At 63.4% G+C, this 16,105-nt stretch carries 13 protein-coding genes; 9 read left to right on the top strand and 4 right to left on the bottom strand.

Annotated features, from left to right (window positions below; all coding sequences use genetic code 11):
• Positions 1 to 3: 3 nt before the first annotated feature.
• The 5 genes from rpoB to OB905_11400 all read left to right on the top strand — a co-directional run bounded on the left by rpoB (position 4) and on the right by OB905_11400 (position 7,180).
• Positions 4 to 1,833 (top strand): DNA-directed RNA polymerase subunit B, encoded by a 1,830-nt coding sequence (gene rpoB / locus OB905_11420; GenBank protein ID MCU4926583.1) that lies wholly within the window; start codon positions 4 to 6, stop codon positions 1,831 to 1,833.
• A gap of 3 nt (positions 1,834 to 1,836) precedes the next feature.
• On the top strand, positions 1,837 to 4,767 hold the full coding sequence (locus OB905_11415; GenBank protein MCU4926582.1) for a DNA-directed RNA polymerase subunit A': 2,931 nt from the start codon (positions 1,837 to 1,839) through the stop codon (positions 4,765 to 4,767).
• Positions 4,760 to 5,947, top strand: coding sequence for a DNA-directed RNA polymerase subunit A'' (rpoA2, locus tag OB905_11410; GenBank protein MCU4926581.1), 1,188 nt, complete (start codon positions 4,760 to 4,762; stop codon positions 5,945 to 5,947). Before OB905_11415 ends, rpoA2 begins: the two co-directional genes overlap by 8 nt.
• Before the next feature lie 194 nt (positions 5,948 to 6,141).
• The gene (locus OB905_11405; protein MCU4926580.1) at positions 6,142 to 6,570 is read left to right on the top strand and encodes a 30S ribosomal protein S12; all 429 of its coding nucleotides are present in this window, start codon (positions 6,142 to 6,144) and stop codon (positions 6,568 to 6,570) included.
• A gap of 1 nt (position 6,571) precedes the next feature.
• Positions 6,572 to 7,180, top strand: a complete 609-nt coding sequence (locus OB905_11400; GenBank protein MCU4926579.1) for a 30S ribosomal protein S7 — start codon at positions 6,572 to 6,574, stop codon at positions 7,178 to 7,180.
• A gap of 118 nt (positions 7,181 to 7,298) precedes the next feature.
• Here the strand turns inward: OB905_11400 and OB905_11395 are convergent, their stop codons facing one another.
• Positions 7,299 to 8,054, bottom strand: a complete 756-nt coding sequence (locus tag OB905_11395; GenBank protein MCU4926578.1) for a DUF5781 family protein — start codon at positions 8,052 to 8,054, stop codon at positions 7,299 to 7,301.
• A gap of 258 nt (positions 8,055 to 8,312) precedes the next feature.
• Between OB905_11395 and OB905_11390 the strand changes: the two genes are divergently transcribed.
• Positions 8,313 to 10,499 (top strand): elongation factor EF-2, encoded by a 2,187-nt coding sequence (locus OB905_11390; protein ID MCU4926577.1) that lies wholly within the window; start codon positions 8,313 to 8,315, stop codon positions 10,497 to 10,499.
• Between the two features lie 27 nt (positions 10,500 to 10,526).
• On the opposite strand, the gene OB905_11385 is transcribed toward OB905_11390, so the two are convergent.
• Positions 10,527 to 11,762, bottom strand: a complete 1,236-nt coding sequence (locus OB905_11385) for an endonuclease/exonuclease/phosphatase family protein (protein ID MCU4926576.1) — start codon at positions 11,760 to 11,762, stop codon at positions 10,527 to 10,529.
• A 105-nt stretch (positions 11,763 to 11,867) separates the two neighbouring features.
• Positions 11,868 to 13,247, bottom strand: coding sequence for a serine--tRNA ligase (gene serS, locus OB905_11380; GenBank protein MCU4926575.1), 1,380 nt, complete (start codon positions 13,245 to 13,247; stop codon positions 11,868 to 11,870).
• A gap of 119 nt (positions 13,248 to 13,366) precedes the next feature.
• On the opposite strand from serS, the gene OB905_11375 reads away from it, so the two are divergent.
• The 3 genes from OB905_11375 (at position 13,367) to OB905_11365 (ending at position 15,673) form a co-directional block, all read left to right on the top strand.
• On the top strand, positions 13,367 to 13,822 hold the full coding sequence (locus tag OB905_11375) for a universal stress protein (protein ID MCU4926574.1): 456 nt from the start codon (positions 13,367 to 13,369) through the stop codon (positions 13,820 to 13,822).
• A 107-nt stretch (positions 13,823 to 13,929) separates the two neighbouring features.
• Positions 13,930 to 15,141: a potassium channel protein gene (locus OB905_11370; GenBank protein ID MCU4926573.1), complete on the top strand. Its 1,212-nt coding sequence runs from the start codon at positions 13,930 to 13,932 to the stop codon at positions 15,139 to 15,141.
• Positions 15,142 to 15,277: 136 nt separating this feature from the next.
• The gene (locus tag OB905_11365; protein MCU4926572.1) at positions 15,278 to 15,673 is read left to right on the top strand and encodes a YccF domain-containing protein; all 396 of its coding nucleotides are present in this window, start codon (positions 15,278 to 15,280) and stop codon (positions 15,671 to 15,673) included.
• Between the two features lie 30 nt (positions 15,674 to 15,703).
• On the opposite strand, the gene OB905_11360 is transcribed toward OB905_11365, so the two are convergent.
• The gene (locus OB905_11360) at positions 15,704 to 16,081 is read right to left on the bottom strand and encodes a hypothetical protein (GenBank protein MCU4926571.1); all 378 of its coding nucleotides are present in this window, start codon (positions 16,079 to 16,081) and stop codon (positions 15,704 to 15,706) included.
• Between the last annotated feature and the right edge of the window lie 24 nt (positions 16,082 to 16,105).

Below are 16,105 nucleotides of genomic sequence, written 5' to 3'. Positions count from 1 at the left end.
ACCATGAGTAGCCAACAACGAGAAGCCAAGGTGTACGTCAACGGATCGCTCGTGGGTACCCACGAGGATCCCCACGAGCTAGCCGAACAGATCCGCGAAGCGCGACGCATCGGCGACGTGTCGGACATGGTCAACGTCTCCGTCAAAGAGCGCACGCGAGAAGTCATCGTCAACGCCGACGCCGGCCGGGCTCGACGCCCGCTGCTGGTCGTCGAGGACGGCGAACCACGAATTTCGCCCGAGGAGATCGACGCCCTCCGCGAGGACGACCTCGAGTTCGAGGACCTCGTCTCTCACGGCTACATCGAGTTCATCGACGCCGAAGAGGAAGAGGACATCTTGGTCGCGGTCGACGAGGAGGACCTGACCGAGAAGCACACGCACTTGGAGATCGACCCGTCGCTGATCTTCGGGATCGGTGCGGGGATGATTCCGTATCCAGAGCACAACGCGAGTCCCCGCATTACGATGGGGTCGGGGATGGTCAAGCAGTCGCTTGGCCTCCCGAGTGCGAACTACCGTATCCGACCGGATACGCGCCAGCACCTCTTACACTATCCGCAGCTCTCGATGGTCAAGACCCAGACCACCGAGCAGATCGGCTTCGACGACCGGCCCGCCGCACAGAACTTCGTCGTCGCCGTGATGAGCTACGAGGGGTTCAACATCGAGGACGCGCTGGTCATGAACAAAGCCAGCGTCGAGCGTGCACTCGCCCGCTCGCACTTCTTCCGTACCTACGAAGGCGAGGAGCGACGCTACCCCGGCGGTCAGGAGGACCGCTTCGAGATTCCCTCCCAGGACGTCCGCGGTGCCCGCGGTGAGGAGGCGTACACGCATCTCGACGAGGACGGCCTCGTCAATCCAGAGACCGACGTCGACGAGAACTCCGTCCTGCTCGGCAAGACCTCGCCACCGCGATTCTTAGAGGAACCCGACGATATGGGCGGCCTCTCGCCCCAGAAGCGCCGCGAGACGAGTGTCACGATGCGCTCTGGCGAATCCGGCGTCGTCGACACGGTCACCCTGATGGAAGGCGAGGACGGCTCGAAGCTCTCGAAGGTCTCCGTGCGCGACGAGCGAATCCCCGAACTCGGGGACAAGTTCGCATCGCGACACGGCCAGAAGGGAGTCATCGGCCACCTCGCACCCCAGGAGGACATGCCGTTTACCGAGGAGGGCGTCGTGCCTGACCTCGTGCTCAATCCGCACGCGCTGCCCTCGCGGATGACCGTCGGACACATCTTAGAGATGATCGGCGGCAAACTCGGTTCGATGGAAGGACGGCGCGTCGACGGCACCCCCTTCCTCGGCGAGGACGAGGACGAACTCCGTGGCGGACTGGAGGACAACGGATTCAACTCCGCGGGTAAGGAGACGATGTACTCCGGCGTCACCGGCGAGAAGATCGAGGCCGAGATCTTCGTCGGCGTCATTTTCTACCAGAAGCTCTACCACATGGTCTCGAACAAGCTGCACGCCCGCTCGCGCGGGCCGGTGCAGGTGCTCACCCGACAGCCGACCGAGGGTCGCGCCCGCGAGGGTGGCCTTCGTATCGGGGAGATGGAGCGGGACGTCTTCATCGGCCACGGCGCGGCCATGACGCTGAAAGAGCGACTGTTAGACGAGTCCGACCGCGAGTTCATCCACGTCTGTGGAAACTGTGGGATGAGCGCCGTCGAGAACGTCGAGCAACGCCGGGTCTACTGTCCGAACTGCGACGAGGAGACCGACATACACGAGATCGAGATGAGCTACGCGTTCAAGCTCCTGCTAGACGAGATGAAGGCGCTTGGCATCGCGCCGCGACTGGAACTCGAGGACGCCGTCTAACCCATGCAAAACAGTACACCAAAGGACATCGGATCGATTGACTTCGGGCTGATGGAGCCCGAAGAGTACCGGGAGATGAGCGCGACGAAGATCATCACGGCCGACACCTACGACGACGACGGCTTCCCCATCGATATGGGGCTGATGGACCCCCGACTGGGGGTCATCGACCCCGGCCTCGAGTGTAAGACCTGTGGGAAACACTCCGGCTCGTGTAACGGCCACTTCGGCCACATCGAGCTGGCCGCGCCCGTCATCCACGTCGGCTTCACGAAGCTCATCCGGCGCCTGCTTCGGGGCACCTGTCGAGAGTGTTCGAAGCTGTTGCTCACCGAAGACGAGCGAGACGAGTTCCGAGCAGACATCACGGAGTCACGCAAGCTGGGTCGGGATTTAAACGACGTGACGAAAGCGGCGATCCGACAGGCGAGAAAGAAAGATCGGTGCCCCCACTGTGGCGAGATTCAGTACGACATCGACCACGAGAAGCCGACCACCTACTACGAGGTCCAGCAGGTTCTCACGAGCGAGTACTCCCAGCGCATCGCCGGCGCGATGCAGGGCAACGAGGAGGAGGGAATCGACCGAACCACTCCCGACGAGCTCGCCGAGAAGACCGAGATCGAGCTGACCCGGATCAACGAAATCCTCTCGGGTTCGTTCCGCCCACGTGAGAGCCAGCGCAAGGCCATCGAGAAGGCACTGGATATCGACCTCACCGAGGAGGACACGAACAAGCTGATGCCAAGCGACATTCGGGACTGGTTCGAGGCCATCCCCGACGAGGACCTTCAAGTGCTCGGGATCAACGCCGAGCGCTCCCGGCCCGAGTGGATGATCCTTACTGTCCTTCCCGTCCCGCCGGTCACCGCGCGCCCCTCGATTACGCTCGACAACGGGCAGCGCAGCGAGGACGACCTCACCCACAAGCTGGTCGACATCATCCGGATCAACCAGCGGTTCATGGAAAACCGCGAGGCCGGTGCTCCGCAGCTGATCATCGAGGACCTGTGGGAGCTGCTGCAGTACCACGTGACGACGTTCATGGACAACGAGATCTCGGGGACGCCGCCGGCCCGACACCGATCCGGCCGACCCCTCAAGACCCTCTCACAGCGCCTCAAGGGCAAGGAGGGACGCTTCCGTGGCTCGCTGTCCGGGAAGCGCGTGAACTTCTCGGCTCGTACCGTCATCTCGCCTGACCCGACACTCAGCCTGAACGAGGTCGGCGTTCCGGACCGCGTCGCCAAGGAGATGACCCAGACGATGAACGTCACGGCTCGGAACGTCTCCGAGGCACGTCGATACGTCTCGAACGGTCCAGAGGGCCACCCAGGCGCGAACTACGTCCGCCGTCCCGACGGCCGGCGGCTGAAGGTTACTGAGAAGAACTGCGAGGAACTCGCCGAAAAGGTCGAGGCTGGATGGGAGGTCAACCGCCACCTCGTCGACGGCGACATCGTCATCTTCAACCGGCAGCCCTCGCTGCACCGGATGTCGATCATGGCCCACGAGGTCGTGGTCATGCCGTACAAGACGTTCCGACTGAACACCGTCGTCTGTCCGCCGTACAACGCCGACTTCGACGGCGACGAGATGAACATGCACGCCCTCCAGAACGAGGAGGCCCGCGCCGAGGCTCGCGTTCTCATGCGCGTCCAGGAGCAGATCCTCTCCCCACGCTTCGGCGAGAACATCATCGGGGCGATCCAGGACCACATCAGTGGAACCTATCTGCTGACCCACGACAACCCGCGCTTTAACGAGACGCAGGCCCTGGATCTCCTGCGAGCGACCCGGATCGACGAACTACCCGAACCCAGCGGGATCGACGACGAGGACAAGCCGTTCTGGACTGGCCGGGACGTCTTCTCAGAACTCCTCCCCGACGATCTGGATCTCGAGTTCACCGGTACAATCGGTGAGGATGTCGTCATCGAGGACGGCCAGCTTGTCGAGGGGACGATCGCCGAAGACGAAGTCGGCGAGTTCGGCGGCGAGATCGTCGACACGATCACCAAGGAGTACGGTAACACGCGTGCCCGCGTCTTCATCAACGAGGTTTCGACGCTCGCGATGCGGGCGATCATGCACTTCGGGTTCTCGATCGGGATCGACGACGAGACGATTCCGAGCGAGGCCCAGGATCGGATCGACGAGACGATCGAAGACGCAAACGACCGCGTCGAAGAGCTCATCGAGGCCTACGAGCGCGGCGAGCTCGAGAGCCTCCCCGGGCGGACGATCGACGAGACCCTGGAGATGAAGATCATGCAGGCGCTCTCGCGTGCCCGTGACAACGCCGGGAACATCGCCGAAGAGCACTTCGAAGCCGACAACCCGGCGGTCGTCATGGCCAACTCCGGGGCTCGCGGATCGATGCTCAACCTGACCCAGATGGCAGGCGCCGTCGGCCAGCAGGCAGTTCGGGGCGAGCGAATCAACCGCGGCTACGAGGACCGAACGCTGAGCCACTACGAGCCAAACGACCTCTCGGCAGAGGCCCACGGCTTCGTAGAGAACTCCTACACCGCCGGCCTCACGCCGCGGGAGTTCTTCTTCCACGCGATGGGTGGCCGCGAGGGGCTGGTCGACACCGCCGTCCGAACCTCGAAGTCCGGCTACCTGCAGCGTCGACTGATCAACGCGCTCTCCGAACTGGAGACGCAGTACGACGGCACCGTCCGGGACACCTCGGACACGATCGTCCAGTTCGAGTTCGGCGAGGACGGCACCTCGCCGGTCAAAGTCTCGTCTGGCGACGACCACGACGTCGACGTCGAGGGGATCGCTGACCGGATACTCAACGAAGAGTTCGACAGCGAGGAGGAGCGATCACAGTTCCTCGGCCGTGAGCCGCTGCCGACGAACCTCTCCGAGCACGCCGACAGCCGTCGCCTGCCCGAGGGAACGGAGGTGACCTCGGATGACTGAGGTCGACTTCGACGTCGACGACGACGTGATCGTTCTCGTCGAGGACACCAGCCTGCCGCGTCGACTCAAGGATCGCGTCTACGGCGCCATCGAGGACCGAGACGGGGTTACTGTCGAGCAGGCCGCCGACATCGTGACCGCCGTCGAGAACGACTACATCGACTCTCGCGTCGATCCCCTGGACCCCGTCGGCACCGTCAGCGCCCAGTCGATCGGCGAACCGGGAACGCAGCTGACGATGAACACGTTCCACTACGCAGGGGTCGCCGAGATCGACGTCACCCAGGGGCTGCCCCGGCTCATCGAGCTGGTCGACGCCCGGAAGACGCCCGACACGCCGATGATGACGGTGTATCTCGAAGACGAGTACGCCACCGAGCGAGAGCGCGCCCACGAGGTCGTCTGGAAGATCGAGGCGACGAAGATCCTCGCACTGGGTGACGTCTCGACGAACGTCGCGGACATGCGCGTCCAGATCTCGCTCAACCGCGACACCTTAGAGGAGCGGATGATCACGCCCGAGGAGGTCGCCGAGATCATCGAGGATAACCTCGGCGTCTCGACGGTTCAGCAGGGCACCGAGATTCAGTTCGGCCCCGAGGAACCCTCGTACCGTGATCTCCTCCAGCTGGTCGAGGAGCTTCGGGACATCACGTTCAAGGGAATCGAGGAGATCTCCCGAGTCGTTATTCGCCGTGAGGAGATGGACGACGGCGAGGAGCAGTTCATCCTCTACACCGAGGGATCTGCCTTCGGCGACGTGCTCTCGATCGAGGGCGTCGACGCTTCCCGAACGACCTGTAACAACATCCACGAGATTCACCGCAACCTCGGGATCGAAGCCGCTCGCGAGGCGATCATCGAGGAGACCAACAACACGCTCGCCGAGCAGGGTCTCGACGACGTGAACGTTCGGCACCTGATGTTGGTCGCGGACATGATGACCAACGAGGGTACGGTCGAGTCGATCGGCCGCCACGGCATTTCCGGCTCGAAAGACTCCGTACTCGCCCGCGCGGCGTTCGAGGTGACGGTCAACCACCTGCTCAACGCCGCGATCCACGGCGAGATCGACGAACTCGACGGCGTGACGGAGAACGTCATTGTCGGCAAACCGATCAAGCTCGGCACCGGCGACGTCGATCTCCGGATGGGTTCGACCGGCGGGAAAGCCGACTGAACGTCTCTCATCTGCGTTCGTCCCGTTCGCGATTCTCCGTCGACTATATCGTCGCTACTGCCCGTTCTGTCCGTAACGCTACTCTCCAAAACGCGCTCAGATCTCTCTATGGGGTGTCCTAACGCGCTCTCGTGGCGTAACGCCGGCGCCAAACAGGGATGCTTAAGTGCCTTCGTCGGATAGCGACGGGTACTATGGCAAACGGCAAGTACGCCGCGCGCAAGTTAAAGAAGGACCGCCAGAATCAGCGGTGGTCCGACTCTGACTACGCGCGCCGCGCTCGTGGACTTCGCGAGAAGTCCGACCCCCTCGAGGGCGCCCCGCAAGCTCGCGGTATCGTTCTCGAGAAGGTCGGTATCGAGGCAAAGCAGCCCAACTCGGCGATCCGAAAGTGCGTCCGAGTCCAGCTGATCAAAAACGGCAAGCAGGTCACCGCGTTCTGTCCCGGTGACGGCGCCATCTCCTTTATCGACGAACACGACGAAGTCACCATCGCCGGGATCGGTGGGGCGAAGGGTCGTGCGATGGGTGACCTTTCGGGCGTCAACTACAAAGTCGACAAGGTAAACGGCGTTGCGCTGCTCGAACTCGTTCGTGGCAACGCGGAGAAACCGGTGCGATAACATGTCCGAGCAAGAGCAACCCGAACCCGACGCTCCTGCCGGCGGCGCCGACGTCGGCGCCAAGCTGTTCGGCACGTGGGAGATCGGCGAGATCGCCTACGAGGATCCCTCGACTGAGCGCTACATCGCGGTGACGCCGATCGCTCACACCGGTGGGCGCCACGCGAGCAAGCAGTTCAAAAAGTCCCAGATCTCGATCGTCGAGCGGTTTATCAACCAGCTGATGCAGACCGAAGAGAACACGGGTAAGAAACAGCAGACGCTGAATCACGTCCGTGACGCCTTCGAACTCATCTACGAGCAAACCGAGGAGAACCCGATTCAGGTGCTCGTGACCGCTGTCGAGAACGCGGCTCCCCGAGAGGAGACCGTCCGCCTGAAGTACGGTGGTATCTCGGTCCCCAAGGCCGTCGACGTCGCGCCCCAGCGTCGCGTCGACCAGGCACTCAAATTCCTCGCCCAGGGCGTCCAGAGCGCCTCGTTCAAGTCGCCGACGTCCGCGTCGGAGGCGATCGCGAGTCAGCTTATCGGCGCGGCAAACGGTGACGTCAACACGTACGCCGTTCGCCAGAAAGAAGAGAAAGAGCGCGTCGCAGCTGCGGCACGCTAAGGAACACGTTGCGGTTTTTTGTCACTTTCTCCCGACAGACGCCGGTCCGTTCGGACCGAACGGATCTAGCTGCGAGGGGCGGAGGCGTTCATCACACGTCTCGCCCAGCAGGACGGCGTCAGTCAGCTGCCGTACTCGTCGCGCTCACGTATGACCTGGTGGCGTCGACCAGCGTCTCCCGATAGGCGCTCTCGTCGGTATCTGTCGCGAGCGTTCGGAATCGCTGGCGGAATCCCTCGAGGTCGATTTTGGGGGCGTCGGTTCCTGCGACGTGTGCGAGGTCGTAGAGCCGATGGTCCTCGCCGACGAGGTCGTGGCGCTCTGCGAGTGCGAGCGCAAACGCCGCGTTGACCGCGGTGATCTCCGGGTCCGCGGCGGGCGAGATGCGCTGTCGGCCCGTCTGCGGAGGCGTTCCCGGCCGGTCGGCGACCGCCGCGGCCAGCGAGGACTCGAGAAACGAGAGGAGTTTCTCGCCGGGACCGACCGAGAGGGTGATGTCGTCGGCGTAGATGTCTTTCATGTGGTTGGCGATCTGATAGCAGTGTGCGAGCTGTCGGCGCTCGACACGCTTGCCCGCCAGCGCGAGGTACAGCACTTCCTCGATCGACTGGGTGTGTGAGGGGTGGGCCTCCTCGTACCGAGCCATATGGGCGAACTCGTGAAGCGCGAGTTCGCGAGCGAGCGCGCTCGAAGCAGCCTGTCGCGAGATGTTCAGCACGTGGCGGTCGTCGTAGTGGCCCGCCCAGGTGCGCTCGTCGGGGTCGTCCCGGAGGCGAACGTAGACGGGTAACGAGAGATCGTACTCGGTCTCGAATCGGTCTCGAGCGCCGAGAAAGGGGGCCGTCGGCCCCGACCCCTGAATACGAAGCTCCATGTACACGGTCACGGGTCGCAGTTGTATGGCTCTTGTGCCCGTCTGTACGCGCTGGGTTTGGACTCGCGTCCGCGAGTTCGACACGCTGTGGATGCCACCTGCGGCGCTGTCTGTGCTGTCCCATCCCGAACTTGTGCTTGCTGCGTGCTATTCACTCACGCAAAATGGACGTTTCGCCGCGTGAACCGATCGAATCGGCCGTTTTCCGCGGCGACGAAACACTACCCTTTTGACCCCGCTACCAGTAACGAGGCGTATATGGGCCGACGCAAGAAGATCGTCCAAGAGTGTGAACGGCTGATGGACGAACCGGAGAACATCCGGAACATCGCCATCGCCGCTCACGTCGATCACGGAAAAACGACCCTTTCTGACAACCTCCTGGCTGGTGCGGGCATGATCTCCGACGAGACTGCCGGCGAACAGCTCGCGATGGACACGGAAGAAGACGAACAGGAACGTGGGATCACCATCGACGCGGCGAACGTCTCGATGACCCACGAGTACGAGGACACCAACCACTTAATCAACCTCATCGACACGCCGGGCCACGTCGACTTCGGTGGCGACGTCACCCGCGCGATGCGCGCCGTCGACGGTGCGCTCGTCGTCGTCGACGCCGTCGAGGGTGCCATGCCCCAGACCGAAACGGTCCTGCGCCAGGCGCTTCGCGAGGGCGTCAAGCCGACCCTGTTCATCAACAAGGTCGACCGCCTGATCTCCGAACTGCAGGAGGGGCCCCAGGAGATGCAAGAGCGTCTCCTCGCGGTCATTCGCGACGTCAACGAGCTCATCCGTGGGATGACCGAGGATATGGACGACATCGACGACTGGACCGTCTCCGTCGAGGACGGCACCGTCGGCTTCGGATCCGCGCTGTACAAGTGGGGCGTCTCGATGCCCTCGATGCAGCGTACCGGGATGGACTTCGGCGAGATCATGGAACTCGAGCGTGCCGACAAACGCCAGGAGCTCCACGAGCGGACGCCCCTGTCGGACGTCGTCCTCGACATGGTCTGTGAGCACTTCCCGAACCCCGTCGACGCCCAGCCGATGCGTATCCCACGCATCTGGCGTGGCGACGACGAGACCGACCTCGCGGAGACGATGCGTCTCGTCGACGAGGACGGCGAGGTCGTCTTCATGGTCACCGACATCGCGATGGACCCCCACGCCGGTGAGGTCGCCTCCGGCCGCGTCTTCTCGGGTTCGCTCGAGAAGGGCCAGGAGCTGTACGTCTCCGGGACGGCGGGCAAGAACCGCGTTCAGTCCGTCGGCATCTACATGGGTGGCGAGCGCGAGGAAGTAGACCACGTTCCCGCGGGGAACATCGCCGCCGTCACCGGCCTGCGCGACGCGATCGCCGGCTCGACCGTCTCCTCGGTCGAGATGACGCCGTTCGAGTCGATCGAGCACATCTCCGAGCCCGTCATCACGAAGAGCGTCGAGGCCCAGACGATGGACGACCTGCCGAAGCTCATCGAGACGCTGCGCCAGGTCTCCAAGGAGGACCCGACGATCCAGATTACGATCAACGAGGACACCGGCGAGCACCTGATCTCCGGGCAGGGTGAGCTTCACCTCGAAGTCATCACTCAGCGTATCGAGAAGAACCAGGGCATCCCGGTCAACACCGGTGAGCCAATCGTCGTCTACCGCGAGGCCGTCCAGCGCGCCAGCGACGAGGTCGAGGGTATTTCGCCCAACCGCCACAACCGCTTCTACATCTCCGCCGAGCCCCTCTCGGAGGACCTCGTCGAGACGATCAAGCTCGGCGAGGCCTCGATGGACATGCCCGAGCAGGAGCGCCGAGAGGCCCTCCAGGACGCCGGTATGGACAAAGACGACTCCCAGATGGTCGAGCACATCCACGGCTCGAACATCTTACTCGACCAGACGAAGGGTATCCAGCACCTAAACGAGACGATGGAGCTGTTCATCGAGGGACTCGAAGAGGCCCTCGACAACGGCCCACTGGCTAACGAGCCGGTTCAGGGGACGCTCATCCGTCTGCACGACGCCCGACTCCACGAGGACACCATTCACCGTGGTCCGGCACAGGTTATCCCCGCGACCCGCGAGGCCGTCCACCGCTCGCTGATCGACGGCCAGATCAAGATGCTCGAACCGATGCAGGATGCTCGCATCGACGTACCAAACGACCACATGGGCGCCGCCTCCGGCGAGATTCAGGGCCGCCGTGGCCGCGTCGACGACATGTACCAGGAAGGTGACCTCATGGTCGTCGAGGGTATCGCACCCGTTGACGAGATGATCGGTTTTGCATCCGACATCCGGAGCGCGACCGAGGGACGTGCCTCCTGGAACACCGAAAACGCCGGCTTCGAGGTCATGTCCGACTCCCTCCAGCGCGAGAAGATCATGGAGATCCGAGAGCGCAAGGGCATGAAGCTCGAACTGCCACAGTCGATCGACTACATCTAACTCACGCCGTCTCGGTTTCGGGTTTTATCACTTTTCGAGCGAGTAACTGTCGATACGCACGGATACGGGCAGGTGGTCCGATCGGTACCCCTCCTCGTGATCCTCGGGGATCACCTGGTAGCGCTCGACAGGTGCGGGCTCCGGGACGAACACGTAGTCGATTCGATCCTCGGGGTCGGGCTCGTCGTTCCAGCCGTGATACGTCCCTTCGGGGCCCTCGACCTCCGCTGAAACCGTTCGTGAGTCGACGAGCACGTCAGTCACCACCTCGTACGGCTCCTCGTCTACTCTGGCGTTGAAATCGCCGAGGACGATACACCGTTGGCCGTCTCCGAGCCGTTCTGTGACTCGTTCACGGATCATCTTCGCACTCTCGAGGCGTGCCTCTTCCCCCGAATTATCGAAGTGGACGCTGGCCACCCAGTGTCGCGTTCCCGAGCTTCGTTCCTCCAGTTCAGCCCAGCTGACGACCCGCGGGAATGCCGAATCCCAGCCTTGACTCGGTTCGTCCGGTGTCTCAGAGAGCCAGAACGTGCCCGTCTCGATCGCCTCGAAGCGATCCCAACGCCAACCAACGGGGACGGCTTCGCCCTCACCGTCCTCGTCACGCGCAACGCCGTACCACTCGTAGGCCGGGAGATCCTCCTCCAGGTGATCGAGCTGGTGTGGCAACACTTCCTGTGCACCGATTATGTCCGGGTCAATGTCGTCGACGAGATCAACCACCCGATCGCGTCGCTCGTCCCATGGATCCTCTCCATCGTCGAGGTCCACCCCTACACTCTCAAGATCCAACCGGATATTGTACGTCAGCGCCTCAAGTGCGGCCTCGACGGTGATCGTTCCGGAGGCCGCATCGTCGGCTGTCGCCACCGCGTGCTCGTACTCGCCGCCCTCGAGATCGGCGATGTCGACTGCGAACGAGACGTCCGCACGCTCGCCGCTCTCGAGGGTGAGCGTTTCGCTGTCGACGCCATCGTCGTCGATTCGGAGGTCGACGTCCTGGGTTCCCTCCTCGTCGCCGACGTTCTCGACCGTCGCGGTCACGTCGGCGGTTTGGTCACGCATCGCAGTCGCCGTCTCGGGATCCAGATCGCTCACTACGAAGGTCGCAGGATCGCTGTCGTCGTTTTCGTCGTCTGCGTCGTCACTGACACAGCCGGCGAACACGCTGCCGATTCCGGCCGCACCGACGCTCCGCAGAAATTGTCGCCGCCGACCGTTCACTGTTCTTTTTCCGCCAGGCTCCGCTCTTCGTACCATGTCCCTCACCAATGGCGATTGCCGGTAAAAACGTTCTGGCCGCTGACCGTTCAGATATGTGGACAGTCGGAGTATCGAACTCGCCAGCACCAACCGCGGCCTCGCTTACTCGCGCTCGCCCGCACCGACCGCGGCCTCACCGACTTTCTCGTGCCCCTCGATGACCTCCTGGCCACCCATGTACGGCCGTAGCGCCTCGGGGATCGTCACGGTGCCGTCGTCGTTCTGGTAGTACTCGAGAATCGCGACCATCACGCGGGGGAGCGCGACGCCCGAGGCGTTCAGCGTGTGGATGTACTCCGCGCTCTCGTGGCGCTCGGGCCGGTATCGCAGCCCGGCCCGTCGGGCCTGGAAGTCCTCGAAGTTCGAGGCCGAGGAGACTTCAAGCCAGCGACCGCCCTCTTCGGGGCCGTCGTCCATATCGTCGCCGGGCGCCCAGACTTCGATATCGTAGGTCTTCGCCGAGGCGAAGGTGAGGTCACCGGTACAGAGCTCGAGAATGCGGTAGGGGAGGCCGAGCTGTCGCAGAATCTCCTCGGCCTCGTCGAGCAGTCCCTCGAGACGATCGTAGCTCTCCTCGGGTTCGACGAAGTTGACGAGTTCGACCTTGTTGAACTGGTGGACGCGGACGATTCCCCGCGTCTCGGTGCCGTGTTCGCCGGCCTCGCGGCGGAAGTTCGGGGTGTAGGCCTGGTGTTTCAGGGGGAGGTCATCCTGTAAGAGCATATCTCCGGCGTACATGTTGGTGACCGGTACCTCCGCGGTAGGACAGAGCCAGAGATCCTCGTCGTCGTAGGCCTCGTCATTGGAGCCACCGAGGCGGTAGGCGTCGTCGGAGAACTTCGGAAGCTGGCCGGTGCCGCGCATCGACTCGCTTGTGACGGGAATCGGCGGGAAGAGATCGACGTACCCCTGTTCGCGGTGGACGTCCATCATGAACTGGACCAGCGCGTGCTCGAGACGTGCGCCATCGCCTTTGAGGAAGTAGAAGCCGGATCCGGTTGTCTTCGCGCCCCGTGCTTCGTCGATGATGTCGAGGTCCTCGCCGAGGTCGTAGTGAGGGACGACCCTCTCGGGCAGGTCGTGTTCTCGATCGAAGCCCCAGCGGCGGTGCTCGACGTTCTCGTCTTCGTCTTCGCCGACGGGGACGCTCTCGTCTGGTAGTTGTGGGAACTCGAGGAGCCGTTCTTCCAGTTCGGCCTCGAGCTCTGTCGCTTCCGCCTCGACGGCTTCGATCTCGGCTTTCAGCGACTGGGACTCCTCGATGGCCTCCTGGGCGGCCTCCTCCTCGCCTGTCTGTTTTAGCTCGCCGATCTGACTGCTAATCTCGTTTCGCTCGTGGCGTAAGCTGTCGCCGCGTTTCTTGTACTCGCGCCACGTCTCGTCGAGCTCGATCACCGCGTCCAGATCCACGTCGGCGCCTCGGTTCTCGAGGGCCGCGCGTACCGCCTCGGGACGCTCGCGAAGGTGGCTCCGGTCTAACATTGGGCGTGGTTTCTCCGTGCCCGGGCAAAACCGTGTCGGAAGGCTCCGTGTTCCGATTTCGTCGAGGCCCGGCGATGGGTGGTATGCGTATTTTGTAACCTCCCGTTGTACGCCTCTGTGTGACCGATCACATCGTCGTCCCGATGGACGGATCGCCCCTCTCGAAGCGGGCGCTCGACGTCGCCCTCTCAGAACACCCCGACGCCACCGTCGACGTGCTCCATGTCGTCGATCCGACCGAACCCGGCTACAGCTACCAGCCGTTCGACAGCACAGCCAAGTTCGACAGGGAGCCGCTGCACGGCTCCGAGGAGTGGTACGAACGCGCCGAGGAGTTGTCGGAGACGTTGTTCGAGGATGTCCGCGAGCAGGCGTCCGAACACGACGCTGAGATCGAGACCGAACTCGTCGTCGGACTGCCGGCTCGTGAGATCGTCGACTACGTCGAGGACCACGACGTCGACCACGTCGTTATCGGCAGCCACGGTCGCACAGAAGACGCGCGGATCCTGCTCGGGAGCGTCTCTGAAGCCGTCGCGTTCCAATCGCCAGTTCGTGTTACCCTCGTCCGGTGAGATCGCGACGATCCGCTGTCGGCTCACCCACGTTCTCTCACATCCCAGCCGCGTTGCGGGACGGGGAGACGGGAAACGCTTTTTTTCCGTGCGGATAGTGGGTACCTATGGATCCGTTTGAGGGCGAACCGTCGGCGACGACGGTCGAGTACGAGCCCGTCAGCGTGAAGGACGTGTTGGTGGAGATGAAAGATACCGCCGAGTTGCTGGTCGATCTCTCGTACTCGGCAGTGCTCCACCACAACGAGGAGCTGGCCCGGGAGGTGCTCCGGCTCGAAGCCCGGATGGACGTCCTCGAACTGCGAGCGCGGATGAGCCTGATGATGGCCGCCCGCAGCCCCGACGACGCGGAGCAACTCGCCCCTGTCCTCGGTATCGTCGCCGCAACCGGCACGATTAGCGACGCCGCCGGCGACATCGCCAAGGTGGTTCTGGACGACATTCGGCTTCCGGAGGCGATGCGCGCTGCTCTCCCCGAGGCCGTCGAGACGCTCGTTCGGGGCGTCATCGTCGACGATTCGGCGTACGCAGACCGAACACTCGGCGAGATCGACCTTGAGTCTGAGACCGGCGTCAGGGTTATCGCCCTCCGCCGCGGCGACGAGTGGCTGCTCAACCCCGGCCCGGAGACGACTCCCCGAGCCGACGACGTCGCCTTCCTCCGCGGCCCCGAGCCCGGAATCGGCGACGTCTACGAGCGCTTGACCAGTGTCACCTACGAACCCCCGACCGCCGAGAGCCCCGAAATCGAGGATCTCGAACGGGCAGTCGACACGATCGTCCACATGAAAAACCTCTCCGAACTGGCGGTCGATCTGGCCTACAGCAGCATTCTCTTCGACAGCGAGGAGTTAGCCGAGGAGGTTCGCAATCTGGAAGTCGAGGTCGACGCGATGGAGTCGCGGTTCGAGGCCTGGACGCTACGGGCGGCTGCCGACGCTGAAGATCCGATCGCTCTCCGTGGGCTCATCCACCTCGGAAGCGCCACAGAAGTCATCAGCGACGCCGCAGTCGACATTAGCGAGGGTGTCCTCCGGGATATCGCAGTCCATCCGGTCGTCGAGATGGCGGTCTCAGAGAGTGACGAGATTCTCACCCGGATCGAACTCGCGTCGGACAGCGAACTCGCGGGAACGACGATCACCGCTGGCGTCCCGGACGTCGACCCGACGATGTCGGTCATCGCCATCCGTCGACCCGAGGAGGGGTGGTTGCTCGTCGCCGACGCAGACGCCAACCTCCAGCCCGGCGACGTCCTGATCGCGAAGGGGACCCGGACGGCCGCTGCTGCCTTCGAAGAGCTGGCTGCGGTCGGATAACGCCGGAACCGAACGATTCGTCGGCGGACGGCCGCTTCGGGCCGACACCAACCTTGATGGCGCTCCTCTCGAGAGTAGGGACGAATGTCTCCGTTCACTGCATCCGCTGCTCCACTGCGGCCCGAGGTGTCGACCCATGGCTGGTAACAGCCCGAATCTGCTCGTCCGGGCGATCTGGTTCGTCTTCGTCGGCTGGTGGCTCACTGGCCTTCTGCTCTCGATCGCCTGGCTGCTCAACCTCACCATCGTCGGCCTCCCGCTCGGAATTGCGCTGATCAACAAGGCACCGTACGCCTTGACGCTCAAACACCTCGCGACACGAGACGACATCGACGGGGTCGCGGTCGACAGTAGCGGAACCTCTCCACCGCTCGTCCTCCGTGGGCTCTATTTCGTGTTCGTGGGGTGGTGGGCGAGTGGACTCCTCATGCTCGTCGCCTACCTGGTTAGCCTCACCGTCATCGGGCTCCCGATCGGCATCATGCTGTTCAACTACCTCCCGTACGTGACCTCGCTGAAAAAACACAACTGAGGGCCGCGAGACTGCGTTGGTGACCCCGTTTTACCGATCGTTCGTGACCGCGACCGCGGCTGCGACCAGCAACACCGCTCCGGCAATGATCATCGTCCCCTGCGTGACAGCTGCGAGCGTCGACTCGGGTGAGCCACCGGTAACGAGTTCGATAATGTCCGGGAGCCCTTGTGCGGAGCCGGAGATCCCGAGCAGCGCGAGCACGGCGATGCCGTAAGTGCTTATCCGCCTGCGCTCTGGCTCGCGGGCGACGGCGCCCAGAATCACGAACAGGATGCCGAACAGCGCCGGAATGAGCGCCGTCATACTCGCGAAGTCCGAAAGCACGTACGCGGCGACACCGATCACCGCGAGTGCGGCGCCGGTCGCGATCGTGACGGTTGGAAGCATCGTGTCGGTATCTGTCATCGGCCGATATATTCGGCTGGACGA

This window comes from Halobacteria archaeon AArc-dxtr1, from assembly GCA_025517425.1.
In the GTDB taxonomy this organism is placed as follows: Archaea; Halobacteriota; Halobacteria; order Halobacteriales; family Natrialbaceae; genus Halostagnicola.
Note: the sequence above shows the minus strand (reverse complement) of the source record. Positions and strands in the feature narration are given on the sequence as shown.